This is a genomic window from Thermoproteus sp. CP80, assembly GCF_002077075.2.
Classification (GTDB): Archaea; Thermoproteota; Thermoprotei; order Thermoproteales; family Thermoproteaceae; genus Thermoproteus.
The window spans coordinates 1-14,661 of the sequence record NZ_LCWM02000003.1 but is presented as its reverse complement, the minus strand read 5'-3'; the positions used below and the strand labels follow the sequence as shown (position 1 = coordinate 14,661).

Annotated in this window: 14 protein-coding genes; 7 read left to right on the top strand and 7 right to left on the bottom strand. The window is 62.7% G+C overall.

Going from position 1 to position 14,661, the window contains the following annotated elements:
* Positions 1–175 precede the first annotated feature (175 nt).
* Both carB and B7L68_RS00905 read left to right on the top strand, forming a co-directional pair.
* On the top strand, positions 176–3,244 hold the full coding sequence (gene carB / locus B7L68_RS00910; RefSeq protein WP_081245800.1) for a carbamoyl-phosphate synthase (glutamine-hydrolyzing) large subunit: 3,069 nt from the start codon (positions 176–178) through the stop codon (positions 3,242–3,244).
* Positions 3,238–4,029 (top strand): RimK family alpha-L-glutamate ligase, encoded by a 792-nt coding sequence (locus tag B7L68_RS00905; RefSeq protein ID WP_081245799.1) that lies wholly within the window; start codon positions 3,238–3,240, stop codon positions 4,027–4,029. Before carB ends, B7L68_RS00905 begins: the two co-directional genes overlap by 7 nt.
* A gap of 2 nt (positions 4,030–4,031) precedes the next feature.
* Here the strand turns inward: B7L68_RS00905 and B7L68_RS00900 are convergent, their stop codons facing one another.
* Positions 4,032–4,607 (bottom strand): DJ-1/PfpI family protein, encoded by a 576-nt coding sequence (locus B7L68_RS00900; RefSeq protein ID WP_081245798.1) that lies wholly within the window; start codon positions 4,605–4,607, stop codon positions 4,032–4,034.
* Between the two features lie 162 nt (positions 4,608–4,769).
* Positions 4,770–5,900, bottom strand: a complete 1,131-nt coding sequence (locus B7L68_RS00895) for an alkaline phosphatase family protein (protein ID WP_081245797.1) — start codon at positions 5,898–5,900, stop codon at positions 4,770–4,772.
* 259 nt (positions 5,901–6,159) lie between these two features.
* Here B7L68_RS00895 and B7L68_RS00890 point away from each other — a divergent pair, with 259 nt between their 5' ends.
* Entirely contained in the window at positions 6,160–8,571 is a 2,412-nt protein-coding gene (locus tag B7L68_RS00890) for a glycoside hydrolase family 57 protein (RefSeq protein ID WP_081245796.1), read from the top strand.
* Positions 8,572–8,583: 12 nt separating this feature from the next.
* Here B7L68_RS00890 and B7L68_RS00885 read toward each other — a convergent pair whose 3' ends face one another.
* Positions 8,584–9,315 carry a creatininase family protein gene (locus B7L68_RS00885; RefSeq protein WP_081245795.1) on the bottom strand — a complete coding sequence of 244 codons (732 nt, stop codon included), beginning with the start codon at positions 9,313–9,315 and terminating at the stop codon, positions 8,584–8,586.
* A gap of 54 nt (positions 9,316–9,369) precedes the next feature.
* Here B7L68_RS00885 and B7L68_RS00880 point away from each other — a divergent pair, with 54 nt between their 5' ends.
* Entirely contained in the window at positions 9,370–10,125 is a 756-nt protein-coding gene (locus B7L68_RS00880; protein WP_238136258.1) for a hypothetical protein, read from the top strand.
* Here the strand turns inward: B7L68_RS00880 and B7L68_RS00875 are convergent.
* Both B7L68_RS00875 and B7L68_RS00870 read right to left on the bottom strand, forming a co-directional pair.
* Positions 10,113–10,397: a hypothetical protein gene (locus B7L68_RS00875; RefSeq protein ID WP_081245793.1), complete on the bottom strand. Its 285-nt coding sequence runs from the start codon at positions 10,395–10,397 to the stop codon at positions 10,113–10,115. The two genes, B7L68_RS00880 and B7L68_RS00875, sit on opposite strands and share 13 nt — an antisense overlap.
* Before the next feature lie 30 nt (positions 10,398–10,427).
* Positions 10,428–10,928 (bottom strand): ribbon-helix-helix protein, CopG family, encoded by a 501-nt coding sequence (locus tag B7L68_RS00870; RefSeq protein ID WP_081245792.1) that lies wholly within the window; start codon positions 10,926–10,928, stop codon positions 10,428–10,430.
* 130 nt (positions 10,929–11,058) lie between these two features.
* On the opposite strand from B7L68_RS00870, the gene B7L68_RS00865 reads away from it, so the two are divergent.
* The 3 genes from B7L68_RS00865 (at position 11,059) to B7L68_RS08925 (ending at position 13,048) form a co-directional block, all read left to right on the top strand.
* Positions 11,059–12,213 (top strand): glycosyltransferase family 2 protein, encoded by a 1,155-nt coding sequence (locus tag B7L68_RS00865; protein WP_193432446.1) that lies wholly within the window; start codon positions 11,059–11,061, stop codon positions 12,211–12,213.
* 377 nt (positions 12,214–12,590) lie between these two features.
* Positions 12,591–12,824 (top strand): PaREP1 family protein, encoded by a 234-nt coding sequence (locus tag B7L68_RS08930; RefSeq protein ID WP_238136257.1) that lies wholly within the window; start codon positions 12,591–12,593, stop codon positions 12,822–12,824.
* Entirely contained in the window at positions 12,821–13,048 is a 228-nt protein-coding gene (locus tag B7L68_RS08925; protein ID WP_238136256.1) for a hypothetical protein, read from the top strand. The genes B7L68_RS08930 and B7L68_RS08925 overlap by 4 nt, the downstream gene beginning before the upstream one ends.
* Before the next feature lie 231 nt (positions 13,049–13,279).
* On the opposite strand, the gene B7L68_RS00850 is transcribed toward B7L68_RS08925, so the two are convergent.
* Both B7L68_RS00850 and B7L68_RS00845 read right to left on the bottom strand, forming a co-directional pair.
* Positions 13,280–14,188, bottom strand: coding sequence for an ATP-dependent glucokinase (locus B7L68_RS00850; protein ID WP_081245791.1), 909 nt, complete (start codon positions 14,186–14,188; stop codon positions 13,280–13,282).
* On the bottom strand, positions 14,185–14,487 hold the full coding sequence (locus B7L68_RS00845) for a hypothetical protein (protein ID WP_081245790.1): 303 nt from the start codon (positions 14,485–14,487) through the stop codon (positions 14,185–14,187). The genes B7L68_RS00850 and B7L68_RS00845 overlap by 4 nt, the downstream gene beginning before the upstream one ends.
* Between the last annotated feature and the right edge of the window lie 174 nt (positions 14,488–14,661).

Below are 14,661 nucleotides of genomic sequence, written 5' to 3'. Positions count from 1 at the left end.
AGCTGGTGAGGGTGGCGGATCGGCGCCGATTGTAGATGCGGGCTTCGCGGCGTTTTCGATCTGCATAAAGTTTATATAGGGGTTTCCGTTGTGGGGCTAATGTCGGCGGGGCGAATATAGCTACTTCTGGCTTCGCTGTTGTCTACATAGCTAGGCGTGTCTTCTCCGGGGGGCCATGGACGTAAGGAGGGTTTTGGTCGTCGGCTCGGGCGCCATAAAGATCGCGGAGGCCGCCGAGTTCGACTACTCGGGGTCGCAGGCCCTCAAGGCCTTTAGGGAGGAGGGCATAGAGACGGTCTTGGTGAACCCCAACGTGGCGACCATCCAGACCTCGAAGGTCCTGGCGGATAGGGTCTACTTCCTCCCCATCAGCCGCGAGTTCCTCGAGCGCGTCATCGAGCGCGAGCGGCCCGACGCCATAGCCTGCGGCTTCGGCGGCCAGACCGCGCTCTCTGCCTGCGTGGATCTACACGACTCGGGGGTTCTGGCCAAATACGGCGTGAGGGTCGTGGGGACTCCCGTGGAGGGAATACGGAAGGCTCTGTCGAGGGAGCTCTTCCAGAAGGCCATGAGGGAGGCCGGCGTGCCCATCCCGCCGAGCCTCTCGGCGAGGAGCCCCGACGAGGCGCTCGCGGCGGCCGAGGAGCTGGGCTACCCGGTGATGGTGCGCGTCTCCTTCAACCTCGGCGGCGCGGGGGCCTTCAAGGCGAGGAGCAGGGGCGAGCTGGAGTCGCGTATATACAAGGCCTTCGCCCAGTCGGCCATAGGCGAGGTCCTCGTGGAGAAGTACCTCGAGGGGTGGAAGGAGATTGAGTTCGAGGTGGTCCGCGACTCGCACGACAACGTGGCGGCCGTCGTCTGCATGGAGAACATAGACCCCATGGGGTACCACACCGGCGATTCCATAGTGGTGGCGCCCTGCCAGACCCTCACGGATGAGGAGTACCAGACCGCCAGGGATATCTCCATAGCGGTCGAGAGGGCCATATGGCTCGTCGGCGAGGGGAACGTCCAGGTGGCTATAAACTACGCGGGGCCGGAGCAGTACGCCATAGAGACCAACCCCCGCATGTCGCGCTCCAGCGCCCTGGCCTCCAAGGCCTCGGGCTACCCCCTGGCCTATATAGCGGCCAAGCTGGCCCTCGGCTACCGTCTCGACGAGGTGTTGAACCAAGTGACCAAGCGCACCGTCGCCGCCTTCGAGCCCTCGCTGGACTACATAGTCGTGAAGCACCCGCGCTGGGAGAGCGACCGCTTCGGCGTGGAGGAGGGGCTGGGGCCCGAGATGATGTCCATAGGGGAGGCCATGGGCATAGGGCGCAACCTCGAGGAGGCGTGGCAGAAGGCGGTCAGGATGATAGACATCGGCGAGCCGGGCCTCGTAGGGGGGCCTCTCTTCAGATCGGCGACCCTCGAGGAGTCTCTGCGCGCTCTGGAGCGCCACCTCCCCTACTGGCCTATATATGCGGCTAAGGCTCTCTACCTCGGCGCGTCGGTGGACCAGATCTACGAGCTGACCAAGGTGGATAGGTTCTTCATCGCCGCCTTGAGGAGGGTGGTAGACGTCTGGAAGGCGCTCGAGTCGGGCGGCGCATCGCCGGAGCTCCTGGAGGAGGCCAAGAGGCTGGGCTTCTCCGACGAGCAGATAGCCCTCGCGCTGGGCGCCAAGCCCGAGGATCTGGCGAGGAGCAGGCGGAGGCCCGCCGTGAAGAAGATCGACACGCTCGCCGGGGAGTGGCCGGCGGACACCAACTACCTGTATCTGACCTACGGCGGCGAGTTCGACGAGCCTTCCCCGAAGGCGGACTACCTGGTGGTCGGCGCCGGCGTCTTCAGGATAGGGGTGTCTGTGGAGTTCGACTGGGCCACCGTCAACCTGGCCCTGGAGCTCAAGAGGAGGGGTTACCGCGTCGCCATACTTAACTACAACCCAGAGACCGTCTCCACCGATTGGGACATCGTCGATAAGCTCTACTTCGACGAGATATCCGCCGAAAGGATATTGGATATATACGAGAAGGAGGGAGGCCCCGTGGTGGTCCTCTACGCGGGGGGCCAGATCGGGCAGAGGCTCTACCCCAAGCTGGAGGCGCTCGGCGTCAGGATAGGCGGCACCCGCGCCTCGTCTGTAGATCTCGCGGAGGATAGGAGCAAGTTCTCGAGCCTGTTGGACAGACTCAACATAAAGCAGCCGCCTTGGTTCTACGCCAGAAGCGTCGAGGAGGCGTTGAAGCTGGCCGACGATCTCGGCTACCCCGTGTTGCTCAGGCCCAGCTACGTCCTGGGCGGCACCTACATGGCCGTGGCGAGAGACGGCAGGGAGCTGTCCGAGTTCCTCACCAAGGCGGCGAGGGTCAGCGGGGAGTACCCCGTCGTCGTGTCCAAGTTCATGCCCTACGGCATAGAGGCCGAGGCCGACGCGGTCTCGGACGGCAGGAGGGCCGTGGTCACGCCGATAGAGCACGTGGAGCCGCCCGGAGTCCACTCAGGCGATTCCACCATGGTGATGCCTCCCCGGAGGACCCCGGGCTGGGCCGTGGGGAGGATGGCCGAGATCGTCTACACCATAGCCAGAGAGCTCGGCGTAAAGGGGCCTCTCAACGTCCAGTTCATCGTGGCCGACGACGTATACGTCATAGAGGCCAACCTCAGGGCCAGCCGCTCCATGCCTTTCGTCAGCAAGGCCACCGGCGTCAACTACATGTCGCTGACCGCCGACGTCTTGACCAAGGAGCGGCTGCCCTACGAGGAGGAAATCACTACGTTGAGGTCCTCCAAGTGGTGGGTCAAGACCGCGCAGTTCTCCTGGAGCAGAATTAGAGGGGCGTACCCCAGGCTGGGGCCAGTGATGTACAGCACGGGCGAGGTGGCCTCCTTCGGCGACGTCTTCGAGGAGGCGCTCCTCAAGAGCTGGCTCTCGGCCCAGCCCAACAAGATGCCTAGGAGGAACGCCCTAGTCTACACCTTCGACGAGGCCTACGCTAAGGACGTCGAGGAGATAAGGAGGGCGTTGAGCTGGCTGGAGCTCCTGGAGCCCGGCCCTGAGGTTGTGGACCTGATAAAATGGAGGAAGGTCGACGTCGTCATCACAGCAGGGGTCACCCCCGAGAGGGACTACGCCATTAGGCGCGTCGCGGCCGACACCTCGACGCCGTTGGTCCTACACCCGTCGCTGGGCTTGGAGCTCGCGAGGGCGTTCAACTGGCTCCGCGAAGGGGGGAAGCTCGCCGTGGAGCCGTGGTGAGGCTGGTCGTCGACATATTGAAGGAGGAGGAGAGGATGCTGATGAAGGCGGCCGAAAGACTCGGCGTAAGGCTGGATATAGTGAGGGTCGACGGACTGGATCTAGCCGAGGATGTGGAGGACGGCGTCTACCTCATAAGGACCCTCAGCCACAACAGGGCGGTCGTGGCCGCAGCCCACGTGGAGGCGTCTGGGGCGATCTCGGTGAACGGCTGGAGAGCCCTTGCGGCCGGCTGGAACAAGGCGGTCGCCCTAGCCATGCTCAGAGCCTCGGGCCTTCCAGTGCCCAGAACCCGGCTGGCCCCGGCGGCCCCCGACTCCCCCGAGCTCATAGTGAAGCCCGCCTTCGGGAGCTGGGGGAGGAAGGTCGCGTTGGCCAAGTCCAGGGAGGACGTCGAGGCCCTCCTAAAGGGGGCCGACCCCGACGAGGTCTACCTGGTGCAGGAGCGCATAGGCGACGGGACCGATATAAGGGCGTTCGTGGTCGGCTACAGGGTGGTGGCGGCCATGATCAGAAGGCCTCCTCCCGGCGATTGGCGCAGCAACGCGGCCAGGGGCGGGCTCGTAGAGGGCGTGACGCCGCCTCCGGAGGTGGAGGAGCTTGCCGTCAAGGCCGCGAGGGCCCTCAACGCCGAGTATGCAGGCGTCGATATACTGATAGGCAACGGCGCCCACTACGTGGGGGAGGTCAACATGGTGCCTGAGTTCAAGGCGGTCTCGAGGGCCAGCGGCGTCGACGTGGCGGCCGAGCTGATGGAATACGTCCACGAAATGGAGAAAAGATAGGTTTAGGCCCTGGCCTTCGCCTTGACCAGCTGGATGAATTCCCTCATCCAAGCCGGGTTGTCGGGCCAGGCTCTGGAGGTCACCAGGTTCCCGTCGACGACGACCTCCTGGTCGACCCAGACGCCGCCGTTGTTCTCCACCTCGGGCCTCACGGCGATGTAGCTCGTCATCTTCCTCCCCTTAATGACCCCGGCGGCTGCCAGTATCTGGGGCGCGTGGCAGATAGCCGCCACCGGCTTGTTGCGCTCGAAGAAGTGCCTCACTATCCTCTTGACGTCCTCCGACGCCGCCACCCTGACGTACTCCGGCATCCTGCCGCCGGGTATCACCAGCCCGTCGTACTCCTCGGGCTTCACCTCGGCGAGCGTTTTCGTAACCCACTTGAAGAGGTAGCCCGGCTTTTCGCTGTAGGTCTCCCAGCCCGGCTCGAAGTCGTGCACAACGGTCCTTAGGTCCTTCTTGCTGGGAGACGCCACGTCCACCTCGAACCCCTCTTCCTTCAGCCTGAAGTAGGGGTAGAATATCTCCAACGACTCGACGGCATCGCCCGCGATTATCAGTATTTTGGGCCTTGCCATGATACACAACGGCCAGATATTTATCTCTTTTCCGGCCCCAGGCGGGTTTTGGCCCTGGGCCCAGCGGCTCAAGACCGCGGCTGAGATCTGGGACGCGCATCTGCGGCGACGCAACCGGCCGCTGCCGGCAGATAGGGCGCGGAGGACGTTGCGACGTGGCCGTCAGACGATGATCAGAGGCACGTAGAGCTCGTCCTCGGTCAGCCCTCCATGGTGCCCCTTGAACTTCAGGGGGTCCTCGTTCCTGCGTTTATATAGGTACATGGCCGCGAGCCCTCTGCCAGGCAGCGCCACGTAGTCTCCCAGCCTATCCGCGAAGCGGCCTTCGCAGGGCCCCAGCAACCCCGTCCCGACGGCCTCCTCCCTCGACATCAGCTGGAACTCGCCGTGTTTGGACAAGAGCTCGCCCAGATCCCGCGCACCGGCCGAGGCCTTTAGGTATAGAGCCCTCGGGTCTCCGAAGGGCGGGACGGCGAGGGCCCTCAGGAGGTCGGCGTCCTTCGAGAGGTCCTCGTTCCTCTGTATCTCCTCGTGGCCGTGATCCGCCGTTATCAAGATGTCGGCGCCCTCCATGTGGCGCCTCGCCAGCCTCAATACGTCGTTTAGCAGCCCGTCCGCGGCGGCCGCCGCCTCGTCCGAGCGGGGGCCGTATCTGTGCTCGACGCTGTCTATCGTGGAGATGTAGATATAGGCTAGGGCTGAGTCGTTCTGCCGCAGGAGGCGGCCTGCGTTTATTAAGGCGTCGTAGTGCGAGACGTAGTCGAAAACCTCGACGCCGTCGTAGAGGATCCTGCTGATGCCGCCGTTGAGACCTCTCGGCAGGAAGGCCAAGGTCTTCACGCCCGCTCTGGACAGATCCGCGAACGCGGTCGGGGCGTTGAAAAGCGCCTTGAGGTCGTACCCCGCGTTGTTCAGCCCGTCCCTCTCGCCTAGCATGGGGCTCATGGCCAACGCATCTATAACGGCGCCGGCCTCCTTGAGGTAGAAGCTCCAGGCCACGACGCCGTGCTGACACGGCGTCAGCCCCGTGGATAGGGTCGTCAAGGTAGATGCGGTGGTCGACGGGAAGACCGTAGTTATCCTGTAAACCCCTCTGAAGCTCCCGGCGTAGTTCCCAGCTATCTTGGCGAATAGGTTGAACCCAAGTCCGTCGAGCAGAACCAACGCGACCCTCCTCGACGACAGGCCCAAGCCGAATCTAAACTGCGGGCCTCTGGGGGACAGGCCGAAATGGGCCAGCAGCGCGTTAGGCACCGAGTTTATTCCTCCGCCGCCGTAGTCAGGCACCTCCACACGTGGCGACCCCTATGCGTATTAAAAGATGGCATCCGTCCGGGCCGGCCGAGCCAGGACCCGGGCGGCGAAGCCGATGCGCTCCGGCGGCTAGGCGCTGGAAGTCCAGTCCCGCATGTGCCGATGGAGGGCTACGTCCGTATAGGATATTGGCTACGTGTATGTCGATGCCGACCGCCTTGCTCGCATTAGCCGTGAGCTGTCGCATCTATGTGCATCGACAGAATATATTTAAAAGGATCTTTCATGGACAATTTCTATGAACAAAAAACTCATCTTGGCTATAACGGCGTTATTGTTCTTGGCATTGGCTTCGTACAGTTTAGCCGGAGCCAATAATTCCTCCGAGACCCATGCGAACCTGTACGTGGTCTTTCTCTGGCACATGCATCAGCCGCCCTACGTTCTGCCCAACGGGACGGCGCTGGCGCCTTGGCCGCGGCTCTGGGTCACTAAGGGCTACTACCCCATGGTGGCGTTGGCTCTCGCCGAACACGCCCACGTCACCTTCGACTTCACGCCCACGCTCCTAGAGCAGATAGAGATGGTCGCCGAGGGTAAATACGACGACCCATACCTCCAAGCCTCTGAGGCGAATCCCTATTCCCTGTCGGACGCGCAGAAGCTGTTCATACTCGAGCGTTTCTTCGACGCGGCGCCGATACAGATAGAGAGGTACCCCAGATACTACTGTCTATACCAGGAGGTTAGGCAGAACGGCGTCCAGTGGGCCCTGAGCGCCTTCACGCCGCAAGACTACCTCGACCTCCAGACCCTCTTTAACCTAGCCTGGTACAACGCCTATATCCTGGAGCGGGATCCCCAGCTGAGACCTATATACCTGTACGCCCTAAACAGCAACTGCACAACCCACTTCACCGCCCAGCAGAGAGACCTGCTGCTGGCCGGTTTCCAGAAATACGCCGAGAGGCTACTCGAGCTGATAGAGGAGAGAGGCGGCGGCTCGGGCTCTCTGGAGATTGTCACGACGCCCATGTACTACCCAATAATGCCTCTGGTGATCAACTTGACCTCGGCCCTACAGAGCAACCCGTACCTCATAGTGCCGCCCACGGGCTTCAGCTACCCGCAGGACGTGTATAGACAACTGCTGGATGCCAGGTCCTTCTACGGGCAGACGTTCGGGTTCGTGCCCAGAGGGCTCTGGCCGCCCGAGATGGCCGTGTCGCAGGCGGCCCTTGAGCTGATCGCCGAGGCTGGGTTCAACTACACATTCATATCGGGCTATACCTTGGCCTTGACGCTGGGCCGCCAGCCGGGCGTCCTCAACTACGTCCTGTGGTACGTCCCGACTGGATACGGGCGTCTCTACGTGCTCGCGAGAGACGACGGGATATCGAACTATATAGGGTTTGGGGCCAGCGGCGACGTGAACAGCCGCGGTCCCTTCTATGCGGCCAACAAGACGTACTGGGCCATTAAATCCGTCCAGGAGCAGTTGGAGCGGGCTGGTGTAAGGAAAGGCGTGGTGTTGATAGCGCTCGACGGCGAGAATCCGTTCCAGTACTTCAACGACGACGGAGTCCAGTACCTCACGTACCTATACCGCTTGATAAAGGATGATAAGTCTCTGAAGATGGTCACGGCCTTCGAGGCCGTACAGGCGCTTAAGTCTAAGGCGGAGCTCCTCAGGAGGCCGGTGGTCGCCTCCACCTGGGCCGGCGACTTCTCAACCTGGGTGGGCAACTGGGAGCAGAACTTGGCTTGGACCATACTCTACAACGTGCGGCAGGACGTGGCCAACTGGACGTGCATGTACGAGGCGGAGGCCGGCGATTGGTTCTTCTGGTACAGCGGCTATTTCGCCTCGGCGACGCCGTATATATTCGATGATCTGTTCAGGGCCTTCGCGCAGTGCGCGGCGGCGCAATACAACTACACCTGGCCCCTCTCTACGCCCATATACTTCTCCAGCGATGCGCAGATAGGCTGGGCGGGCTCCCCCTTCGAGCGCATAGTGACCGTGGAGGGGCCATATAACTTCGGCGTACAGATCTGGTCGCCCAACTACTCGCCTCCCAGCCCGGCCGGCGCACAGGCGATAAGGGCCGTGCTGCACTTCGGACCTGTCAACAGCTTCGGAGGGCCTTGGACATATCTATATTTCGTGCCCATGAACTTCAGCGGCGTATACGGCAATAACTACGTCTATACGGCCACGGTCTACCTCAAGCCGGGCAACTACGAGTTCATCTACATAGCGCAGGGCCAGAATACCTACTACGCCCACGCAAGCTCCACCGCCGACGGCAACTATTGGATCACGGTGCTGCCGACGCCGACGGGCTCCGTACAGGACGCCTACGTCTACCAGATCAGAGTCTACAATAACGGCGGCTACGCCTCATACAGCCCCGCCGCGGCGCCCGGCTGCGTCTACGCCCCAGCGGGCTCCACCGTCGGCGTCGTCGTGGCCGTGAAGTCCAGCGGAACCGTCTATCCGGTCCTCCACTACGGCTACGGCAGCTGGTGGTGGCCGGTCGACGACGTCTTGGCTCAGCCCGTAGGCTCCTACAACGGCTACACTCTATACGAGGCCAACGTGACTCTGCCGAGCTCCGGCATACAGTACGTCTTCGAGATATTCCAGTCCGGCGGCACCTATTGGGTAAACGTCGGCGGCGCTAACGGAGAGATCTGCGCGTCGTAAACCCCCTTTTCGCTATCCCCTCCTCTCGAGGGGCAACCTCCCCGCCTTGAGGTCCAATATCAGCGATTTCAGCTCCTCCACGGCGGCCTTCAGGATCGCCTCGCCCTTCTCCCTGGAGGCCTTGGAGGGATATCCCTGCACCGCCCTGGCGTACATCGCCTCGTACGCCCTCCGCCCGTAAACCGCGTATCTGACCTCGACCCACTCGTCGGCGTCCTGCGGCACGGCCTTCACGAGGTGCGGATAGGCCGCCATAACCTCGCTGGTCTCGTCCTCGGCCGCGTGGCCCTCCGGAGTCTCGAGGACCTTGCGCCGCGCCTCCTTGGCCAAATCTATCCACCAGTTCACCAGGACTATGGCCATGTCCGTGGACCTGGCCGCGTCCTTGGCCGCCATCCTCAAGGCGTCCACGTTGCCGCCGTGGCCGTTCACCACCACGAGGTTCTTGACGCCGTTTCTCGCCACCTCGACGAAGACGTCTCTGTACAGCCTGTGGAGGGTCTCCGCCGAAATAGATATGGTGCCGGGAAATCTATCCAGCACGTACGTGTTGCCGTACCAGATGGGGGGCAGAAGGAGCGCGCCGGCCTCCTCCGCGGCCCTCTCGGCTACGTATATCGCCATCAGGGCGTCCGTGCCAAGCGGGAGATGGGGGCCATGGGCCTCCACGATGCCGACGGGCAGAACCGCCACGGACTTATCCGCCTTCTCGAACTCGGGCCATGTGAGCTCTGCCCATTTCATGATCTTCCTTGTGGGATAACTTTTTAAATGGCGATGCCGCTCCGGGCAGATGCCGTGTTGGAGGGCATAGAGACCTTGAAGAAGGTGGTCGGGGAGGTGGTCGGGGTTTACGACTCGCCGGACTGGCTCGTCGCAGAGATATTGGGCGATCTCGCAGGTTGGGACGAGGTCGACGAGGACGTCCTCAGGCGCGCCGTCGAGCTCAACTCGTCTAAGCTACACGACATGTTTAGGAGGAATCTCCAGCTCTACCGCCCGGGGAGGTCCAGCATAAGGAAGGCCGCCCCCTATCTGGTTGCCGAGCTCTTGGAGGCAGAGGGCCTCGAGCCCGCCTTCATCAAGCTGAACGGCGCGATCCTGCCCGCCGCCTATAGGGGACGTAACCTCTACACCCCGGTGGTGCCTGTGGTGGAGGCCAAGAGGGCTGTGCTCAGCAGGCTGTCGGCTCTGGCCAGATATCCAGGCGCCTACGTGGTGGCCTCCGCGGCCGACGGAGTGCCCGGCCTCAGGCTCGAGGTCCGGAGGATCCAGAGGCCGCCGTATTATTACGCCGTGGTTGACGGGCTGGGGAGGGCGCTGGAGAGGGCCGGCGCCATTAGGGCCAGGAGGGACGGAGTCGCCGGGCGTCTCTACGCGTTCTGGAGGAGCTATAGATCTCGGGGCTATCTGGTCCTGGCCGGCCGCGAGGTAGGCGGCGTCGTGGTGGACGTCCTCGCCGTGGGGCTCGGGAAATACGGCGCTGTGGCGGGAGCCAGCAGGAGGAAGATCAACAGGCTGTCTAAGTTCCTCGACGAGGTCTACGAGCTCTGAGCGGCCGCCTTGGCCCGCCTCTCTCTGATCGCCCTTATCTCCCTCTCGCCGAGGTCTAGATGGAAGGAGAGCTCCTCTATTCCGTACCTCTTCGCGAGGTCCCTCCCCTGTTTTATCAAGGCCTCGGCCTCGTCGAGCCTCCGCTCGGCTATGAGGCTCCGCATCCGGTAGACCAGGCACTCCACGAGCTTCTCCTTGAGGCCGAGCGCCTTCTCCCTGTTGCCCTGCCTCTCGGCGTGTTGCATCAGCCGCTCCCACCTCTCGCAGACCATGGCCGCCCGAACGGGCGTCTTAATAAGCTTTCAGCCAAGAACCATCAGTTGCGATTTGAGCTTCAAGATCTTGGAGTAGACGTCGTTAAGCCCCATCCTCTTGGCCGTCTTGGCCGCCTTGACCAGCTGTCTGTTCAGCTTGGCGATATATTCCGGGTTTTTGATGACTACGCCCATGGTCAGCTTCCTCAGATAGTCCTCCGCGTCCTGGACTACTCTCTCCACCTCCTGCAGGGCCAGCTCCATGTCGAGATCGTCGCGGTCGCCCCCCTTGGCCACGTTGATGTTCAGCACTATGGGCTCCACGACCACCCTCCTCTCGGGGCGCACTATGTTGTACTTGCCCATGAGGTAGCCCGCTATGAGGTAGCGCACCAGCTCCGAGACGCCGTCGAGCCCCTCCCTCTCGGCCAGCTCCTCGAGGAGCGACTTGACCTTTTTATGCACGCGCACCGACACGATGGACCCCTCCCTATCGGGGGCGCTGAAAAGTTGTTCGTAGGTCAGGTCGAACTCCCTCACGCCGTCCATACATGGGAGCACGCCGACTTATAAACGGGCAATCCTCAAAAACGGATCGCTCGCCTGATCTTACGCCGAATGAGCGTTGGCTATTTAAACCGCGGAAACAACGCTTAAAAAGTCGCCGTGAAGGCGCGGCGTGGTCGTTGCCGCCATCATAGCGGCGGTTGCCCTCGCGCTTGCCGCCCTGGCCCTCGCCGGGCTCTACAGAGAGGCCAAGTTCTGGTCGGCTACGGAGCGCCACGAGCAGATCTGCCGCGAGGTCGACGTGGTGGTGCCCCTAAGAGGGACGCCCCCCGGCCTCGAGGAGAACCTAGCCGCCATAACGCGGCAGAGGCTCACGAACGGCGAGGCTAGGTTTGTGTTCGTTGTGGACGACGCGAGCGACCCCGCGGCGGCAGTTGCGGCGAGGTTCGGCGAGGTCCTGGTCGCCGGCTCGGCGCCCGGCGCGCCCGGCAAGAGCTGGGCGCTGGCCAAGGCCCTGGAGGCCGCGCGGGGGGACTGCGTGGTGTTCGCCGACGACGATATAAGGCCGGGGCCTGGATGGCTGGAAGGCCTCACGGAGCCTCTATCCGCCTACGACGCAGCGACTACGTACCGGTGGTACGTAGGGCGGAGCCTCTGCACCAGGGCGAGGGCGGCGGTGAGCAACACGGCCTTCTCCGCCATGCAGGACCCCCGCTCCAGATTCCTCTGGGGGGGCTCCACCGCGTTGAGGAGGGACGTGGTCGAGAGGGGGAGGATAGCTGAGAGGCTTCCCCGCTACATCAGCGACGACTACGCCACCTACAGCGCCGTCAAGGAGCTGGGGGGCAAGATCTGGTTCTCCAGGAGGTCCATAGCGCCGACGCCGGACCCCCAATGTAGATGGGGCGATATGTTCAGATGGGCCGTGAGACAGGTGCTGATGGTCAAATGGTACGCGCGCCAAGGCTGGACGGTGGGCCTCGTAATATACACTTTGAACTTCGCCTTCGGCATAGCGATGCCCGCAGTAGGCCTGGCGGCCGGCGCGCCGGCGCTCGCCGTAGGCTTCTCGATACCGTTGATAAACTTAGCCAAGGACTTCATCAGAGCGAGAGGCGTGGAGAGGCACGCCGGGATTAGGACAAGGCCCTCGGAGATCTTAGCCACCTGGGCGTTGGGCAACTTCGTCATACCAGCCGTCGTGTGGACCTCGGCGTTTGTTAAGTGCGTCCACTGGAGAGGACGGAAATACTGTGAAGGCGACGCTAAGAGTCTCGCAGAGGCGGCGGCCTACCCGGCGGCCTCCGCGCACGACGACCAGATGTGAGCAATCTGGCGATTTAGAATAACTATACGGATAGGTGGACGGAGACAACCACATCTATCGAACGCATCGAGCTCAGCCGGCCATGGAGCCGACATGCCGCACAGCCGACGTGCGGAATCGGCTACGTATGTCCGGCCGAACTGTACAGACGATAGCCGGAAAAGCTCGCTGGATGCGGGGGCCGGGATTTGAACCCGGGTCCTCCCGGCTGCTCGGGCCGGGGACCCTTTATGAGCCACGCCGTCGGCCGTCGGCGAATCCAGCCCCTAGATGACACCGGAGCCGATTTTTAAGTCTTTTGATAACTTGAGCCCGCGGCACCCGCTGGATGATTTTTAAGTGGGGGCGGATTTCTCCGTGCTGGAGCCCGCGAAGCCTTGGCGGGATCCGCAGAACTACAAACGGGCCAACTGCTGGAGGCCAAGTACGAGGCCGAACCTGCGTTGAGGTTCTTGGAGAAGGGGCTATACCGAAACGCGGCGGGCAAGGCCTTCCAGGCGTGGAGAGCCCTCCTCGCCGCTCTGACGGTCGACCGCCGGGACGAGTTGGCCGGGCGGTTCAGCGGAGTTCCAACAGGGATGGGCGCAGAGTCCAGCTGGCGGATTTCGTGACGGCCTTCATGACGACGGGGTACATGCTCGCGGTGGCGAAGGCCCTAGATGCCTCGGCCGGCACGAAGCTCTACGACCTAACCAACGCGGCGTTGAGCCTCCACGAGCTCCATTATGACGGGCTGGACAGGCCGGGCATCTACGGCAGATATCCCTTCGTCGATCTGGTGGCCGACGATGTAAAGAGGGTGCGAGCGCGGCGTTGGAGTACGTCGAGAGGCTGACCTCCTCCCAGCCTTGACGGCTCTGCTCACAACGGCTGCTGGCCTAGCCGCGCTGGCATATGGAGTCCGGCTTCATGGAGGACCAGAGGGGCGGATTCGCCGACGGCGCCGGCACTTACGCGGGGCGTTGCCCCAGGGCGCTCCAACCAGGCTGAGCTACCCCCGCCACCTTCTATGTACGTCCGGGATTTAAAGTCTTTCCCCCTGCGTCCCGCCGGCAACGCCCCTGCGTCAAACGCCCTTGGGGTAGCCGAACTTCTTAAGCGTGTCGGGCGGCTTTATCGCCAGGGCGGCGGCCCCTATGGCCACCTCGTCGTCGCCGAATTTGGCCTTCTCCAAGGCCGGCGGAGTTAACGGCGTATATTTCCTCAATCTATCCTCAACTGCCTTGAATACGTCCCAATGGTTTAGGGCTATGGAGCCCCCGACGAGGAGGACCTCGGGGTCGTACGCCGCAGTCACCACCGCTATGCCCGCCGCGTTGACATCCAGCCAATGGTCTATGAAGGCTTGGGCCAGAGGGTCGCCCTCTCTGTAGAGCCGGAAGACGTCCTCCGACGTCCTCACTTCGGGCGGCCGCCTGCCGAGCCTCTCGGCATAGGCCCTGAAGTATCTGGGGATATTGGCCCCGCTCGCCATAGCCTCCCAATGGCCCAGGCCCCCGCAACCGCACTTGACGCCGCTGGTCAAATCTAAGACAGCGTGCCCGAGCTCGTGGGCGTTCCCCTCCTTCCCCAGCAGCAAATGGCCGTTGACCACGGCGCCTACGCCCAGGCCCGTTGACACAGTTAAATAGGCCAAATTCTCGACTCCCCAGCCGCCGAGCACGTACTCGCCCCACGCGGCGGCCACGCAGTCGTTGGCCGCATAAATCGGCTTCCTGAACCTAAGGAGAGGCTCCACGAGGGGGAATCTATTCGAGGGCGAGTTGGGGGCCGCGGTGACCCAGCCCGTCCTGAGGTCCAGCGGGCCTATCGACCCGACCCCCACCGCCTCGAAATCCCAACTCTCGGCGAGTCTGGCCGCGTCTCCGACGGGGTCCGAGCCCGTCCTCAATTTCTCGCGACGCCTCACCGAGCCGTCGCGCTCCACAAGCAATACTCTGGTCCACGTGGCCCCGACGTCTATGGCTAATATCATCGCCTTGACCTGGCCTCGACCTCCCTCTTTATTATCGAGGGCAGATCATCGACTAAGGCCCTAAGCGCTGCCTCCGCGTCGGGGGGCACGCGTTCGAGGGCCACGCCCTTACAGTCGACGTAGGCCCACTTAACCTCTAGAGACATCTCGTCGTCCTTGTATCCAGCCGAGACGAAGCCGATAAGCCAATCGTCGCCGAATTTAACGGCTATTGCCTCAGGCCTCCTCAGAGAGCCGAAGAAGCCCAGGGCCCTCCTCCTAGCCGCCTTTATGGCCTCCTCATCGCCGACGCACGTCATACGCCCACCAGGCCTCAGTTTTTTATCTATTATATGGATGCCGTATCGATGCCGTAAGGCTACGTCGGGAAAAAGCTTTTAATATCGACGGAATGTACGGCAAGGGGCCCGTAGTCTAGCGGTAGGATTGAAAGCAATTCCCTAAGGCCCGCCTCACGCGCGGGAGATCCCGGG